Consider the following 14,953-nt stretch of genomic DNA (forward strand, 5'->3'; position numbering starts at 1 on the left):
TTTATAGCTCACAATAGTTGGTATCAGTTAAGTTTTTACATGGAAAACGCCATTCACGCTGACTCTGGCTCATTAATTTATCTGCTGCTTCAGGTCCCCAAGTACCGCACGCATACCCATGAATTTTTGGTGTGCCAGCTTTGTAATCTAAAATTGGTTGTACAAATTTCCAAGCAGCTTGTACCGCATCACTACGGGTGAATAAGGTAGCATCGCCATTTAATGCATCTAATAACAAGCGTTCATAGGCAGAGAAAAGGTGTCCTTCTGCAATGGAGTCGTAGTGGAAATCCATCGCAACTTCTTTTGCTTTAAAACCTGAACCTGGTTGTTTAAGCCCAAAACTCATCACGATACCCTCATCAGGTTGAATGCGAATAATAAGTTTATTTTCAGGGGCATTCATATTGAATACAGGATGTGGAGTTTTCTTAAAGTGAATAACAATTTCGGTGACTCGTGTCGGCATCCTTTTACCACTGCGGACATAGAAAGGTACACCACTCCAACGCCAGTTATCTATTTTTAAACGTAATGCGACATAAGTTTCAGTTCGAGATTGTGGATCAACTCCTTTCTCCTCACGGTAACCTGGTAACTCTACACCACGTACCATTGAACGAGTATATTGTCCTAAAACAAGATTTTCTTCTAAGGTATCTGGGGTAAGTGGGTGCAGACTTTGTAATACTTTCACCACTTCATCCCGCATTGATTTTGCATTGATCACTGCTGGACTTTCCATTGCCACTAATGCTAATACTTGTAATAAGTGGTTTTGGAACATATCACGCATTGCACCAGAACCATCATAATAACCACCACGCTCTTCAACACCGAGTGCTTCAGCGCCAGTAATTTCAACATAATCAATATAGTTTCTATTCCAAAGTGGTTCAAATAAACCGTTAGAGAAACGTAATACTAATAAATTTTGTACAGTTTCTTTACCTAGATAGTGGTCAATACGATAAATTTGGTGTTCTTCAAATGATTGGTGAATTTTATTATCTAAATCAATAGAAGATTGCAAATCATAACCAAATGGTTTTTCAACAATTAATCGTTTCCACCCCTCAGATTCATCATTTAAGTTATGAGCAGCCAAACACTCAGGAATGACACCATATAAACTTGGTGGCGTAGATAAGTAATAAAGTACATTGTGTTGGCAATTATGGCGGAAATTGAGTTCCGTTAAGCGATTTTTAATTTTGGCATAATCATTGACATTTTGGGTATCAATCGCTTGATAATAGATATGTTGTAAAAAAGCCTCCAAGATACCTTCATTCACTTTTTCATTTTCAATTAAACTTTGGCGAAGTTTATCTCGGAAAGCATTATCGCTGTATTCAGTACGGCTCACGCCTAAAATAGCGAAATCATCTGAAAGTTGTTCATTTTCAAAGAGTTGGTACAATGCAGGGATTAATTTACGATGAGTAAGATCGCCTGACGCACCAAAAATAACAATACTATTATTTTCTGGTTTTTGCATATTTTTTGTTCCTACCTATAACGACATTGAACGTCCTTTTTTGTTATCTATCATCTTACGGATAAATTTCATTATGACTAATCGGTTTTACCTAAAGTAATGATAACTAGGGTCTGTGGATATTTTGTTGTAATAAAATTTGTTGCCAATCCCATTGACGATCACCAACCATAATAAAATGTGGATTGACGAAAGTTTCACGTTGGTTGTATGTAAGAGGTTGTTGTGTCAGAGTAAAAATATCACCACCACTCTCTTGTAAGATTAATTCTGCAGCAGCTGTATCCCATTCACCAGTATCACCTAAACGAATATAACAGTCACATTGCTGGCGTGCAACAAGGGTGCTTTTTAAGCCACTTGAGCCATAAGTGAAAAATTGATAATGAAATTTAGGATTGAGTTGAGCTAATACTTTAGTTTGATTAGTGCTTTTGCCAACAGCAATTGTAATTGGACGAGCGGGATCAAATGAGTGTTGGCTATTAAGTTGAGATACTTGTTGAGCATGACGGAAAAATGCACCATGCCCTTTTACCGCATAAAAAGTTTGTTCTAACACAGGTGCATGAATAATACCAATCACTGGTCGTTGTTGTTCTATTAAGGCAATCAAGACAGAAAATTGATCAGTACGATCAATAAATTGTTGCGTACCATCTAATGGATCTATTAACCAGTAACGTTGCCAATTTTGTCTTTTTACTAAAGGAATGGCACAGTTTTCTTCGGAGAGTACAGGAATACTTGGGTCAATATGAGTTAATGCTTGAGTTAGAAATCGACTCACAGCCAAATCGGCTTCGGTAACAGGTGTATCATCAGCTTTAATTTTAATATTGACCTTTTGTTGATAAAACATTTTTAATTGTTCGCCTGCTTGATAAGCGATTTGTAATGCCTGTTCAAGTAAGGTAGATAGTGGTTGCATATTTACCTCATTAACGTTGAGCCAAATGTTTTTTCAACAAGAATAATGCAGAGAGATTACGAGCTTCATTAAATTTAGGATCATCTAATAGCTCATCAATTTTAGTGATTGGATAACGTACTAATTGTAACGCTTCTGGTTCATCACCTTCTAAACGGCTTGGATAAAGTGATTCTGCAAGCAGAATGTGCATAGGATTATTCATATAACCAGGTGAGCTAATTAATGTTCTTAATAATGTAAACTTTTCTGCACCAAAACCGACTTCTTCTTGTAACTCTCGATTAGCACTTTGTTCTGGTGTTTCTCCTATTTCCATCAAACCTTTTGGAAAGCCCAGTTCGTATTGTTCTGTACCCACTGCATATTCATAGGTTAAGAGTAAATTTTGTTGATCATCCAGTGCTAAGATCATTACTGCACTACGAGAAGCGGGTTTGAAACGTTCATAGGTACGTAATGTTCCATTCGAAAAACGTAAATCAACTGATTGAATTTCAAATAGGCGTGATTTTGCGGCTAATCGGATCGCTAAAATATCGGGTTTTTGCATAAAAAATAACTCCTGCACGATTTTTTGTTGTGATAATTAATGTGCTTTGTTTTACAAAAAACGAGAGTAACGATACCATAATTATTCCAATTATTCGAACGCTTAGTCGGCAAATTTGTGAGAGAGCGGATGAGAAAAGATAAACAACAAGAAGAACAGGAAGCCTATCGCTTGGATAAATGGCTGTGGGCAGCACGATTTTATAAAACACGCACCTTAGCCAGAGAAATGGTTGATGGTGGTAAAGTTCACTATAACGGTCAGCGGACAAAGCCGAGCAAAGAAGTAGAAATTGGTGCGATGATCAAGTTAAGACAAGGTAATGATGAAAAAGAGATAGAAGTATTAGCGTTATCGAATCAACGTAAAGCAGCACCATTAGCTCAACAGCTGTATCGAGAAACAGAAGAGAGTATTAAAAAACGAGAGCAGCTTGCGTGGGCGAGAAAAGCGAATGCGTTATCGATGCCAAATCCAGAAAGACGACCAAATAAAAAAGAACGTCGAGATCTTCTTAAATTTAAATATCAGCAGTAATTAGCTATGGCGAAATCAAATTATATTACTCGAGCTGGCTGGAACAGCTTAGATCAAGAATTGAAATATTTATGGAAAGTAGAGCGTCCCCAAGTTACTCAGGCAGTGTCTGATGCGGCGGCACTAGGCGATCGTAGTGAGAATGCTGAATATATTTATGGTAAACGGCGTTTGCGTGAAATTGATCGGCGCGTACGTTTTTTAACAAAGCGTTTAGAAGTTTTGCAAATTGTGGATTATCATCCTCGCCAAGAGGGGAAAGTATTTTTTGGTGCTTGGGTTGAGTTAGAAACGGAAGAGGGTGAGAGTAAACAATATCGAATTGTGGGCTGTGATGAATTTGATCCTGCTAAAAATTGGATTTCGATTGATTCACCTGTGGCGAGAGCATTAATTGGCAAAAGCGTGGATGATGAAGTTAGCGTTGAAACCCCAGCTGGCAAAGTAATGTTATATGTGAGTAAAATTTGGTATGAGAAGAGTGGCGGATTATAAAATCCGCTCAATCAGATACGGTTGATATTTTTGTTGTTGCTGTAAACGGCGATTAATCAATTTTACGCCCACAAAGGCACAGGCAGTAGAAAAAACAGTAAATAGAATATTTTGCCATTCTTGGGTAAACCAATAATTTCCTACTAATACACTGATAATTAAGACCATTAATGGTAGTGTATAGCCGATCAAGGCCAGTTTTAATAGTGATTGTTCTGGTAAACCAATTTCTACAATTTCACCAATTTGCATTGGACGTGAACAAGAAAAAGTAAACTGGTATCTAGTGGATTTTCCTGTTAATTCAGTCAATGCAGCAGTACCACAACTTGCTTTGGAAGCGCAACCACCACAACCTTGATTAGCTTGGCATTCGACCGTAACCTTGCCATCTTGATAATCAATGACAATGGCTTGTTCTGTTATCATTGTGTCACTCCTTTAAATTTCACATCTTGTACAATGCGACGAGCGGTGGTGAGAGGGATTTGTCCTACAAGCACAACAGTTTTGCCATTAATGACCTCTGCATAAAGCGTATCGATACCTTGGCGCCAGGCTTGGTTAATTGGCATATCATTTTGATCAAGCAAATAAAGAGAAAAAGTAAATAAACCGTCACTATATAATTGGGTTTGTGTGGATGGTGATAAACCATCAGAATGGAATTTAATTAATTTAAATCCTTTGGGTACCCAAGAAGGTTGCCATTGGTAATTCGTTGTATTTGGGCTATAAATTGTAATTGCGGGTGGTTGTCTTAGTTGTTTTGCAGCGTCAATTAACGATTGTGGATTAGTGAGCTCATCTAATGTAATAACTTTAAATTGTGAAAGAATTTCTCCACTACGATCAGTGATTTCGCCTCGTAAAGGTAAATTAGTTTGTTCATCAACCCAAACAGTATATGAGTAACGAAGTTCATCTTTTGGCATCAATTTAATGATATTGGCAATACGATTAGCAATACGATCTTTACCAAAAGGAATAAAGTCATAATACTGGGCGAGTTGGTGGAAATCACTGTAAACAATATTCGGAAGTGAATCGATCATATTGTCACTACGAATACTAAAGGGGGCATAATTTGCCGAAAAGTAACTAATTGTCTCTCCTTTTTGCCAAACTTCTGTTCTAGGTCCATCTAAATAGAGTAATTGTGCATAGTGAGTGTGTTGTTGATCACTTGCGTGCCGATAGTTTAGTGCATAATTATCATTTTCTTCCCCATAGGTAAATGTCATAGAGTAGTTTTGTTGTTGGAATGCGTTTTTCATTTGAATTAAACGCTCCATTGGTTCTGTAATATCTGTATCAGCAAGCGTTGCTAATGAATAACTACTGCTTAGTAGGATAACAAGAGAAAGGAAAAACTTCTTAGACATATCAGAAAACCTATGTGGTTTGGCAACAATAGTGTTTATTAAAACAGATTGTATGATAAAAACAACATCACCACCAAAATAAGGTGGTGATGTTGTCAGAGGGCGAATAAATTATTCTGATTTAGTATCAGAATATAAACGGCGTTGTAATTGATAATTTTGTAAAATTTCATTTAACCGTTTATTTTGTTGTTCAAGCTGTTCTTTGCTTGGCACATTTTTATGCGAAACGTTATAACTTACTTCTTGAACAGATTGAGTAAATGGTAATGTTTGGAGTGCAGGAGAAATAGTGACATCACTATTTTTATCTTTATTTAAATTTTGAATACTAAATACAGCAATTAAACAAACACTTGCTGCCACAGCGGTTTGTAAAATTGGAGCAAAATATTTTTTCGTTTTAGCAAAAAGAGACGATTTAGGACGTTCCACTTTTTCAGGTAATGGTTGTTCTTGTAATTGAATTGTTGGTTCGGCTTCAATTAATTTAGCCATTTTTTCTGTAAAAGATGCATCCAAAATCACATTACTTTCATTACGCATTACCGCACGAGCAATATGTAATGTAGTCCATGTTTTTTGCAATTCTTGGTCTTGGCAAAGATTTTCAACGAAGTCACGTCTGACTTCCTCACCATCCATATAAGCTGAAAGTTGTTCTTTGTGTTGCATAATTTTCCGCCCTTTCATTCAAATCCTAATGTTTCATTAATGGAGCTAATTGGTTTTCAATGAATTCTCGTGCTCTAAAAATTCTAGATCGCACAGTTCCAACAGGACAATCCATTATTTCGGCAATTTCTTCGTAACTCATGCCTTCAAGTTCACGTAATGTAATTGCTGTTTTTAACTCATCAGGGAGAGAATCAATAGTATTAAATACAATATCTTTTAATTCATCTGATAATGTTAAATTTTCAGGGGTATCAATATTACGTAATCTTGAACCTATTTCGTAACTTTCCGCATCTTCCGCTAAAAGATCTTCTGTCGGAGGACGTCTTCCTTGCGACATCAAATAATTTTTAGCGGTATTTACTGCAATGCGATAAACCCATGTATAAAAAGCGCTTTCTCCACGAAACGATTCTAAAGATCGATAGACTTTAATAAACGTTTCTTGAACAACATCAGGAATATCATTTGCTGATACATAACGCGTTAACAAGCCTGCGACTTTATTTTGATAACGAGCGACCAACAAATTAAACGCCTTTTTATCACCTTGCTGTGCTTTCTCAACTAAAATTTGGTCTGTTAGTTCTTCACTCATGTAAGTGAAATCTCCATTAATTCATTTATCTAACAGCTTCCTTGTTGTTACAGCAAGAAGTGCACCGAAGCGTTAGAGTTCGATTTTTTCTAAAAGTTCAAAAAATTTTAATAAATTTTAGCTTATCAAAATGAGGATAATTTTTGTTTTATCAAGTCAACCATTGCTTGTAATGGTTGAGTTGGCGCTTTTTCTTGATTCATTAACCAACGAAAGAGCTGGGGATCAGTATAGGTTAACAGTTCAATAAAGGTGTCTTTTTGTTCATCAGATAAGTGATCAAAAACATTTTTATAAAATGGCATAATCATTTTATCTAACTCTAACATGCCACGCCGACAGTCCCACTCAATTCGTAATTTATTATATTGTTTCATTTTTCATTCTGTTTATTGTTTGAATTACTTGAGCGTTATCTTATCAATTTTTGCTAATAATAATGAAGAAGAATTAGTAGAGAATTATGATTGTTTGTTAAAATAATCTAGTATTTTCAGTGGTTTTAGATAATTAGAGGTGATTTATCGAGAATTGGCAGCGTGGATTTGTATTGCACCGTCGTGAATATAGCGAAACAAGTTTGTTAGTGGATGTATTTACTGAAAATTATGGCTATATTACTTTACTTGCTAAAGGTGCACGAGCAAAACGTTCTCCGTTAAAAAGTTTATTACAACCATTCACACCATTATTATTACGTTGGAGTGGTCGTGGACAATTAAAAATTTTAACCAAAGCCGAAGCAATTTCTGTCACATTACCAATGAAAACAATTGCTTTGTATAGCGGTTTTTATGTGAATGAATTAGTCACGAGAACTTTAGAACACGAAACAGCTTATCCTGAACTATTTGAAGAGTATCTTCGCTGTTTGACTGGCTTAGCTGCTTATGGCGATAACGTTGAAGTGATTTTGCGTCGTTTTGAATTTATGTTACTGAAGTCGCTTGGATATGGGGTTGATTTTGAGCATTGTGCAGGGAGTGGTGAACAAGTAACTGCTCAGATGACCTATCAATATCGTGAAGAAAAAGGCTTTATTGCGTCATTATTACATAATAATTTAACCTTCTATGGTCGAGATTTACTCGCTTTTGCCAAATTAGAATTTACCGACAAAGAAACGCTACAAGCTGCAAAGCGTTTTACTCGTTTGGCATTAAAACCTTATTTAGGTAGTAAACCATTGAAAAGCCGAGAATTATTCCAACAACATTTAACTATTTTATATCCTAATGAATGAATTATGGTTCTGTTTTATAGCACGCCAACAAAGACAACAGTAAAAAGAAAAAAGCACATTGCTACCATTGAGGCACTTGATTATCAAGGGCTTGGTATAGCTAAACTGAATGGTAAAACGTGGTTTATTGAGAATGCGTTACCAGATGAAAATGTACAGTTTGAGATAAAAGAAGAGAAACGCCAATATGGGATCGGCAAAGCAGTAAACTGGCAAAACCGTTCTTCACTTAGACAAGATCCATCTTGTCCGTGGTATGCACAATGTGGTGGTTGTCAGATGCAACATATTCATATTGATACCCAACGTACCGCAAAACAAGAGGCATTATTGCGACAACTACATAAAATTGCCCCAGATTTGCAAATTGAACCAATGATTGCTGATAGTGAATGGGCATATCGCCGTCGTGCAAGAATAAGTTTGGATTTTTCTCGTGAGAGAAAACGCATTCAACTTGGCTTTCGCCAGCAGCAAAGCAATCAATTAGTCGAAATTGATCACTGTGCTGTGTTATTGCCACAATTATCCCAGCTTTTATCGCCATTACGGCAGTTATTTCAACAATGGCAACAACCGAAACAGTTAGGGCATATTGAATTAGTTGCTGCCGATAATGGGGTTGCAATGTTATTGCGTCATTTAGGGGAACTTTCTGCACAGGATATGGCTCAGTTAACGGCGTTTGCAGAAGAATATGAGGTAATGCTGTTTATTAGTACAACAGAAAATGAAGTTACCGCAAAGACAACGCAATTACCTTATTACAAACTGGGTGAAATCAAGCTCTATTTTGATGTGCGAGATTTTATTCAAGTCAATCCAACAATAAATCAACATATGGTTGCAACAGCATTAGAATGGTTGGAATTAACCGCAGCAGATCGGGTATTGGATCTGTTCTGTGGTATGGGCAATTTTAGTTTGCCTTTAGCCAAGCGAGCAGCCTATGTTGTTGGTATTGAAGGTGTGACGGAAATGGTTGCAAAAGCAACGGCCAACGCAGTACAAAATGGTATGCAAAATGTGAGTTTTTACCAAACAGATTTAGCTACATCTTTTGCGGATAAAGCATGGGCAAAAGAAAAATTTAATAAAGTGTTACTCGACCCGCCTCGTGCAGGGGCATTATTTGCCTTAGATCATATCATTGAATTACAACCTGAAAAAATTCTTTATGTTTCTTGCAATCCAGCAACGTTAGTACGGGATGCGACAATTTTGGTTGAAAATGGCTATCGTTTAGTGAAAAGTGCCATGATTGATATGTTTCCACAAACAGGGCATTTGGAATCTATCAGTTTATTTGAAAAAGTGTAGTTACACGATTTGGCGTAACGTAAAAAATTTTTCTCAGCGAAAACATAGATTCAAACCAAGAATTGATATATTTTAGGAAAATAATTTAATCGAATTTTGAGTGATTGAATTAAGACTGTATCAGGGTACAGCAATGCTTTCCGATAAATGAGAGTAGTGTTTTGCTGAAAATTTAGACAGATAATCAAATACAGGAACAGGAAGATGGTTGCAGTAAGAGAAACACATTTAAAAGATTTAAACGGTTTTGTTTTTGATGAATGGCTAAATACATTGGCAATCACGCCGCGTGCTAAAACAGCCTTGACGGAAGCTTGGCAGTACCTCCAGCCGAAAGTCGAACATACAGAATACGCTAAAGATATTCTTTCTAGCAGTGTCGAAATGGTTTCTATCCTGACAGAATTAAATATGGATGATAGTACCTTAGTTGCTGCCTTTTTCTTCCCCTTTGTTGAAAATGAAATTCTCTCCTTAGCAGAACTTGGTGAAACGTTTAATAAAACGATTGAACGTTTAGTGCGGGGCGTATTTGAGATGGACAATATCCGCCAACTGAATACTAATCGAGGGGCGGATAGTGTGCAAATTGATAACATTCGCCGTATGTTGTTGGCGATGGTGGAAGATTTCCGTTGTGTTGTAATTAAGTTAGCTGAGCGAATTACTTTCTTGCGTACCGCTGATAGTCGGGTAAGCGAGGAAGATAAAGTTCTTGCTGCGAAAGAGTGTTCCAATATTTATGCACCGTTGGCAAATCGTTTAGGTATCGGGCAATTAAAATGGGAGCTTGAAGATTACTGTTTCCGTTACTTACACCCAGCACAATACCGTCATATCGCTAATCAATTACATGAACGTCGTTTAGAACGCGAACAATATATCCAAGACTTTGTAAAAGAACTCACAGGTTATTTAAAAGAGAGTATCAGTGAGGTAGAAGTTTATGGGCGACCAAAGCATATTTATAGCATTTGGCGCAAAATGCAGAAGAAAAATTTAGCCTTTGGTGATCTTTATGATATTCGTGCGGTGCGGGTTATTGTTCAGAAATTGCAAGATTGTTATGCCGCATTGGGTATTGTGCATACACATTTTAAACACCTACCTAAAGAATTTGATGATTACATTGCTAATCCAAAACCTAATGGCTATCAATCTATTCATACTGTTGTATTAGGGCAAGGTGGAAAGCCAATTGAAGTACAAATTCGTACGCAAAAAATGCACGATGATGCGGAGTTAGGTGTTGCAGCACACTGGAAATATAAAGAAGGTGCTGCTGCAGGGCGAAGCGGATATGAAGAGAAAATAGCGTGGCTGCGTAAATTGTTAGCGTGGCAAGATGACTTGGCGGATTCAGGTGAAGTATTGGCAGAAATGCGCAGTCAGGTCTTTGATGATCGGGTTTATGTGTTTACACCAAAAGGTGAGGTGATTGACTTGCCAACAGGTTCAACACCATTGGATTTTGCTTATTCGATTCATAGTGAAATTGGGCATCGCTGCATTGGAGCCAAAGTAGCAGGAAGAATTGTGCCATTTACTTATCAATTACAGATGGGTGATCAGATTGAAGTCATTACGCAAAAAAATCCAAATCCAAGTCGAGATTGGCTCAATCCGAATTTAGGCTTTGTGCATACGGCACGGGCAAGAGCGAAGATTCATGCGTGGTTTAAAAAATTAGATCGAGATAAAAATATCCCTGCTGGGCGAGAAATGCTCGAAAGTGAGATGAATCGTATTGGTTTGACACAAAAGCAAATTGAACAATATGCCCTACCTCGTTATAACTTACGTAATTTAGAGGATCTCTATGCGGGGATTGGTGGTGGAGATATTAAGTTAAATCAACTGATTAATTTTCTACAAAGTAAGTTATTAAAACCATCGGTAGAAGAGATTGATGAAGAAATACTAAAACACATCTCGAATAAATCAGCAAATAACAGCCAACAACAAAAAGAGAAGAAAAAAGGGCATGTGGTCGTTGAAGGTGTGGGGAATTTAATGCATCATATCGCGCGTTGTTGTCAGCCAATTCCTGGCGATGATATTGTCGGTTACATTACACAAGGGCGAGGTATTTCTATTCACCGTTCCGATTGTGAACAATTAGCAGATTTACAAGCGGCGAATCCAGAGCGTGTGGTGGAAGCGTTATGGGGTGATAGTTATTCTTGTGGCGTACATGTAGGTATTCGGATTATTTCTAGTGATCGCAATGGCTTATTGCGTGATATTACGACAGTCTTAGCCAATGAAAAAGTGAGTGTCTTAGGGGTAAGTAGTCGCAGTGATACTAAACGACAAATTGCAACAATTGATATGCAGATTGAACTAAACAATGTGCAAATGTTAAGTAAGATTCTCTCAAGATTAGCAAAATTAGATGATGTGATCGAAGCAAAACGGATCACCAATTAAAGGATAGATATGCAGAAATATACTGGGTTAACGCACTTCTTCAAAGCAGCTAAATATTCAATGCAAGGTTTGCGTGCTGCGTTTAAATACGAAGCCGCATTTCGCCATGAAGTTGGTGCGGCAATTATTTTAATTCCGCTCGCATTTTTTCTAGGTAAAAGCAAAATTGAGATTGCCTTAATGGTTGCTTCCGTGCTGATGGTATTTGCGATTGAACTATTGAATAGTGGTTTAGAGGCTATCGTTGATCGTGTGGGCAAGGAGTACCACGAGCTTTCTGGGCGAGCGAAAGATCTGGGGTCTGCGGCAGTGTTTGTGGCGATGGTAACTTGTGGATTAGTCTGGTTGATTATTTTACTTGGATAAGCTATGCGAGATCTTGGTATTAATTTACAGCCGTATCATACTTTTGGCATTGCAGCACAAGCGCAACAAATTCTGCAAATCGATCAAGTTGAGGAACTTTGTCAGGTTTGGCAAGAGAAGAAACAACAGCAAATTCCGCTCTTATTGTTAGGTGAAGGCAGTAACGTTCTCTTTGTTGAAGATTTTGCAGGAGTAGTGTTATTGAATCGTTTGCGAGGTATTGAATATCAACAAGATGATAAATATCACTATTTTCACGTCAAAGCAGGGGAAAATTGGCATCAATTTGTGCAATTTTGTGTTGAACAAAATATTGGTGGACTTGAAAATTTGGCATTAATTCCAGGTTGCGTGGGTTCAGCTCCCGTACAAAATATCGGCGCTTATGGTGTTGAATTAAAAGATATTTGCCAATCTGTTGAGGTGGTGGAATTGGCAACAGGTAAACAGTTTACTTTAAGTCATTCGCAATGTGAGTTTGGGTACCGAGAAAGCATTTTTAAACATCGTTATGCCGAAGGATATGCTGTTGTTGCGGTGAATTTCAGATTTGCTAAGCAGTGGCAACCTGTATTGAGTTATGGCAATTTGTCCCAGCTTGCAGCAGATACTGTTACACCACGGGAAGTTTTTCAAGCAGTATGCCAAACTCGCCAAAGTAAATTACCTGATCCAAAAGAGATTGGTAGTGCAGGCAGTTTCTTTAAAAATCCTGTGATTTCAGCAACAGAGTTTCAATCGTTATTAGCACAATACCCAACGATTTCTCATTATCCACAACCAGATGGCAGTATAAAACTGGCGGCAGGTTGGTTAATCGATCAATGTGGTTTGAAAGGTTATCAGATCGGCGGTGCAGCCGTACACGAAAAACAAGCTTTAGTCATCATTAATAAACAGAATGCCACAGGTAAAGATGTGGTGGCATTAGCACAGTATATTTGTCAATGTGTAGCGGAGAAATTTGCGGTGCAGTTATCTCCAGAAGTCCGTTTTATTGGCAAATATGGGGAAGTAGAATTCAAGAGGGGATGAGGGTTAGGGAATAGCGAACGCTCACAAAAACCTAACTGTATAAATGAATTTTCTATAATTTTGTGAGTAAATCAGAAATGAGAGATTGCAGTGGTTTATATTGTTTGTGAGCTAGAATAGCCTTATTTTCGTCTTGTAATCTTTCAACTAAAGTAGGATCGGTTGATTTTGTAATAGCCATATTGTTTACTTCATAATCTCGACCTAGATAGAGTTCGTTCTGCTTGGCTTTTGACCAGTCTAGTTTGTAGCCGCACTCTTCAGATAATAGACGGGTAAATTCCCTTAATGTTCTGCTATTACCATCAGGAAATGGGTGAATATAATCTAGTTGCTGATATAAGTTAGTAATTTCTTTTGCAAAATCCGCTTTATTTAATCTTTTTAACTTATTTATATCAATACTGTTTAACAGTTTTTCTAATGCGAGAATATCTTCTGTAGTCATTCTGCTGTAAGAAACCAATATTTTCCCAAACCCTTTATAATTACGTTCTTTTTGCCAATGTTTTCCGTGAATGACTTCATCTCTGAATTTTCCCGCAATATCGGAACTATCTTGAAAAATATATGCATTAATCTTTATCAAATGCGTTAAATTAAATTTACCTTTAATCGGAGTATTAGACAATTCACGGATTCTTACAAAAGATCTTATTTCTTTCTTTTTGTGATCAGTATCATATGAATTCATAAATTTAATTACTATCAATGGTTTTTAATAGTTTATTTGTATATTCTTGGCTTGTTAGTTTTCCTTGAATATACTCTTCAGAAATAGCTAAGAGTTGATCAGATAAATAAATTCCCTCTAATTCAACACTTGCTTTCGCATACTCAACCTCGTTACGTCTTTTGATTTTTTCTTGCTCAGTAATCATATTTACTCCAATTATTATTAAAATGATGGCATGACTATCTTTAATATTAATGCGATAACTAGAAAGAATACAGTAAAAGTAGATGATTATCTCTAACTAATCTGCCTTTCGCCTAACAACTCAAGTAAATTTTGCATTAATAGCGATATTTCCCCAGTCATTAACACAAAATCGGCATCAAAACGCTGGGCGACATCTTCTTTCAAAATGTCATCATTTTTTTCTTTGACAACATCAGCAAATTTAACCCGTTTAAATGAGGCATCTTCATTTAGTACAAATGAGAAATGATTTTCCCACTCCAGCGCTAATTTTGTTACTACTTTGCCAGCAGTTAAATGCCCTTGAATATCCTGCTCATAGAGATCCTGATTTTTACAGCGGATACTTGAGCCTGTATCTAAATCTTTAAACTCGCCCTCTTCTAAACAGGTCAGCCATTGTGGCAATTCATCGTTAAGTAACCAGTTGGTCATGGTGATAGGCAACTCTTCTGCAAAAGCAAATGGGATCACAGGCAGCGAACTAAGCGATTTTCTTAATAATGCTAAAACATCTTCTGCTCGCTTGCTGGAAGCGGCATCGACATAAATTAAGTTATTGACAGTATCAATCCATAATGCGGTGCGTTGATGACGACTAAATGCACGGGTTAATAAGGTTGCCACGACATCATCTTTTAACGCTTGTTTTTCGGTTTTCTTGAGTTTGCGTTGTTGTGCGGCTTCTAATTCTTGTACGCGATTATCTAATGCTTCTTTCACCACATTGCTGGGTAAAATTTTCTCTTCCCGATGGGCAACTAACAGAATTTGCCCGCCAACACTAAAATGCAGTAACTCACTTTCGTTCAATGGGGCTTGCCAGCCAAATTTGCTTTGATCACTTGAACCACAAGGCGTAAATTGATGTTGCGCTAGATTATTTTGTAAAGCGTCTAATGACCAATCTAGCTTTTTGGTTAAACGGTAAACCAGAATATTTTTGAACCAGTACATAG

At 37.1% G+C, this 14,953-nt stretch carries 18 protein-coding genes; 7 read left to right on the forward strand and 11 right to left on the reverse strand.

Translation table 11 applies throughout. The features are described 5' to 3' along the window. Position 1: 1 nt before the first annotated feature. From zwf to nudE, 3 genes are all read right to left on the reverse strand, one after another. A complete protein-coding gene (gene zwf / locus ACFFHT_RS07345; RefSeq protein ID WP_382374901.1) occupies positions 2–1,501 on the reverse strand; it encodes a glucose-6-phosphate dehydrogenase in 1,500 nt (499 codons plus the stop codon). Positions 1,502–1,607: 106 nt separating this feature from the next. Further along, positions 1,608–2,432, reverse strand: a complete 825-nt coding sequence (gene cysQ / locus ACFFHT_RS07350) for a 3'(2'),5'-bisphosphate nucleotidase CysQ (protein ID WP_382374903.1) — start codon at positions 2,430–2,432, stop codon at positions 1,608–1,610. A gap of 10 nt (positions 2,433–2,442) precedes the next feature. Beyond that, complete coding sequence (gene nudE / locus ACFFHT_RS07355) at positions 2,443–2,985, reverse strand: ADP compounds hydrolase NudE (protein WP_382374905.1); 543 nt, start codon at positions 2,983–2,985, stop codon at positions 2,443–2,445. Positions 2,986–3,114: 129 nt separating this feature from the next. On the opposite strand from nudE, the gene hslR reads away from it, so the two are divergent. Further along, positions 3,115–3,522: a ribosome-associated heat shock protein Hsp15 gene (hslR, locus tag ACFFHT_RS07360; protein WP_382374907.1), complete on the forward strand. Its 408-nt coding sequence runs from the start codon at positions 3,115–3,117 to the stop codon at positions 3,520–3,522. A 6-nt stretch (positions 3,523–3,528) separates the two neighbouring features. Further along, positions 3,529–4,017 (forward strand): transcription elongation factor GreB, encoded by a 489-nt coding sequence (gene greB / locus ACFFHT_RS07365; RefSeq protein ID WP_382374909.1) that lies wholly within the window; start codon positions 3,529–3,531, stop codon positions 4,015–4,017. Here greB and ACFFHT_RS07370 read toward each other — a convergent pair. The 5 genes from ACFFHT_RS07370 to ACFFHT_RS07390 form a co-directional block, all read right to left on the reverse strand. Continuing rightward, positions 4,012–4,446 carry a SoxR reducing system RseC family protein gene (locus ACFFHT_RS07370; protein WP_382374911.1) on the reverse strand — a complete coding sequence of 145 codons (435 nt, stop codon included), beginning with the start codon at positions 4,444–4,446 and terminating at the stop codon, positions 4,012–4,014. The two genes, greB and ACFFHT_RS07370, sit on opposite strands and share 6 nt — an antisense overlap. Further along, positions 4,443–5,402 (reverse strand): MucB/RseB C-terminal domain-containing protein, encoded by a 960-nt coding sequence (locus tag ACFFHT_RS07375; RefSeq protein ID WP_382374913.1) that lies wholly within the window; start codon positions 5,400–5,402, stop codon positions 4,443–4,445. Before ACFFHT_RS07375 ends, ACFFHT_RS07370 begins: the two co-directional genes overlap by 4 nt. A 111-nt stretch (positions 5,403–5,513) precedes the next feature. Next, positions 5,514–6,077, reverse strand: a complete 564-nt coding sequence (locus ACFFHT_RS07380; protein WP_382374915.1) for a sigma-E factor negative regulatory protein — start codon at positions 6,075–6,077, stop codon at positions 5,514–5,516. A gap of 25 nt (positions 6,078–6,102) precedes the next feature. Then, positions 6,103–6,678, reverse strand: a complete 576-nt coding sequence (gene rpoE / locus ACFFHT_RS07385) for an RNA polymerase sigma factor RpoE (protein WP_382374916.1) — start codon at positions 6,676–6,678, stop codon at positions 6,103–6,105. Between the two features lie 125 nt (positions 6,679–6,803). Beyond that, a complete protein-coding gene (locus ACFFHT_RS07390; RefSeq protein WP_382374918.1) occupies positions 6,804–7,055 on the reverse strand; it encodes an FAD assembly factor SdhE in 252 nt (83 codons plus the stop codon). 146 nt (positions 7,056–7,201) lie between these two features. Here ACFFHT_RS07390 and recO point away from each other — a divergent pair, with 146 nt between their 5' ends. The 5 genes from recO (at position 7,202) to murB (ending at position 13,072) form a co-directional block, all read left to right on the forward strand. Then, positions 7,202–7,921, forward strand: coding sequence for a DNA repair protein RecO (gene recO / locus ACFFHT_RS07395; protein ID WP_382374954.1), 720 nt, complete (start codon positions 7,202–7,204; stop codon positions 7,919–7,921). A 3-nt stretch (positions 7,922–7,924) separates the two neighbouring features. Beyond that, complete coding sequence (gene rlmD / locus ACFFHT_RS07400; RefSeq protein ID WP_382374920.1) at positions 7,925–9,241, forward strand: 23S rRNA (uracil(1939)-C(5))-methyltransferase RlmD; 1,317 nt, start codon at positions 7,925–7,927, stop codon at positions 9,239–9,241. 204 nt (positions 9,242–9,445) lie between these two features. After that, positions 9,446–11,671 (forward strand): GTP diphosphokinase, encoded by a 2,226-nt coding sequence (gene relA, locus ACFFHT_RS07405; RefSeq protein ID WP_382374922.1) that lies wholly within the window; start codon positions 9,446–9,448, stop codon positions 11,669–11,671. 9 nt (positions 11,672–11,680) lie between these two features. Then, a complete protein-coding gene (locus ACFFHT_RS07410) occupies positions 11,681–12,037 on the forward strand; it encodes a diacylglycerol kinase (RefSeq protein WP_382374924.1) in 357 nt (118 codons plus the stop codon). 3 nt (positions 12,038–12,040) lie between these two features. Then, positions 12,041–13,072, forward strand: coding sequence for a UDP-N-acetylmuramate dehydrogenase (gene murB, locus ACFFHT_RS07415; protein ID WP_382374925.1), 1,032 nt, complete (start codon positions 12,041–12,043; stop codon positions 13,070–13,072). 52 nt (positions 13,073–13,124) lie between these two features. Here murB and ACFFHT_RS07420 read toward each other — a convergent pair whose 3' ends face one another. The 3 genes from ACFFHT_RS07420 to rdgC form a co-directional block, all read right to left on the reverse strand. Continuing rightward, positions 13,125–13,766: a Fic family protein gene (locus ACFFHT_RS07420; RefSeq protein WP_382374927.1), complete on the reverse strand. Its 642-nt coding sequence runs from the start codon at positions 13,764–13,766 to the stop codon at positions 13,125–13,127. A gap of 4 nt (positions 13,767–13,770) precedes the next feature. Then, positions 13,771–13,953: an antitoxin VbhA family protein gene (locus ACFFHT_RS07425; protein WP_382374928.1), complete on the reverse strand. Its 183-nt coding sequence runs from the start codon at positions 13,951–13,953 to the stop codon at positions 13,771–13,773. 92 nt (positions 13,954–14,045) lie between these two features. Next, positions 14,046–14,951, reverse strand: coding sequence for a recombination-associated protein RdgC (rdgC, locus tag ACFFHT_RS07430; RefSeq protein WP_382374930.1), 906 nt, complete (start codon positions 14,949–14,951; stop codon positions 14,046–14,048). Positions 14,952–14,953 lie beyond the last annotated feature (2 nt).

The organism is Gallibacterium melopsittaci (assembly GCF_042433085.1).
Lineage (GTDB): Bacteria > Pseudomonadota > Gammaproteobacteria > Enterobacterales > Pasteurellaceae > Gallibacterium > Gallibacterium melopsittaci.

Coding starts and splice junctions, on each gene's coding strand:
- ACFFHT_RS07370 (WP_382374911.1), bottom strand. CDS start 4,446: ATGATAACAGAACAAGCCATTGTCATTGATTATCAAGATGGCAAGGTT.
- ACFFHT_RS07375 (WP_382374913.1), bottom strand. CDS start 5,402: ATGTCTAAGAAGTTTTTCCTTTCTCTTGTTATCCTACTAAGCAGTAGT.
- rpoE (WP_382374916.1), bottom strand. CDS start 6,678: ATGAGTGAAGAACTAACAGACCAAATTTTAGTTGAGAAAGCACAGCAA.
- murB (WP_382374925.1), top strand. CDS start 12,041: ATGCGAGATCTTGGTATTAATTTACAGCCGTATCATACTTTTGGCATT.
- ACFFHT_RS07420 (WP_382374927.1), bottom strand. CDS start 13,766: ATGAATTCATATGATACTGATCACAAAAAGAAAGAAATAAGATCTTTT.
- ACFFHT_RS07410 (WP_382374924.1), top strand. CDS start 11,681: ATGCAGAAATATACTGGGTTAACGCACTTCTTCAAAGCAGCTAAATAT.
- rlmD (WP_382374920.1), top strand. CDS start 7,925: ATGGTTCTGTTTTATAGCACGCCAACAAAGACAACAGTAAAAAGAAAA.
- rdgC (WP_382374930.1), bottom strand. CDS start 14,951: ATGTACTGGTTCAAAAATATTCTGGTTTACCGTTTAACCAAAAAGCTA.
- nudE (WP_382374905.1), bottom strand. CDS start 2,985: ATGCAAAAACCCGATATTTTAGCGATCCGATTAGCCGCAAAATCACGC.
- zwf (WP_382374901.1), bottom strand. CDS start 1,501: ATGCAAAAACCAGAAAATAATAGTATTGTTATTTTTGGTGCGTCAGGC.
- hslR (WP_382374907.1), top strand. CDS start 3,115: ATGAGAAAAGATAAACAACAAGAAGAACAGGAAGCCTATCGCTTGGAT.
- ACFFHT_RS07390 (WP_382374918.1), bottom strand. CDS start 7,055: ATGAAACAATATAATAAATTACGAATTGAGTGGGACTGTCGGCGTGGC.
- greB (WP_382374909.1), top strand. CDS start 3,529: ATGGCGAAATCAAATTATATTACTCGAGCTGGCTGGAACAGCTTAGAT.
- ACFFHT_RS07425 (WP_382374928.1), bottom strand. CDS start 13,953: ATGATTACTGAGCAAGAAAAAATCAAAAGACGTAACGAGGTTGAGTAT.
- relA (WP_382374922.1), top strand. CDS start 9,446: ATGGTTGCAGTAAGAGAAACACATTTAAAAGATTTAAACGGTTTTGTT.
- cysQ (WP_382374903.1), bottom strand. CDS start 2,432: ATGCAACCACTATCTACCTTACTTGAACAGGCATTACAAATCGCTTAT.
- ACFFHT_RS07380 (WP_382374915.1), bottom strand. CDS start 6,077: ATGCAACACAAAGAACAACTTTCAGCTTATATGGATGGTGAGGAAGTC.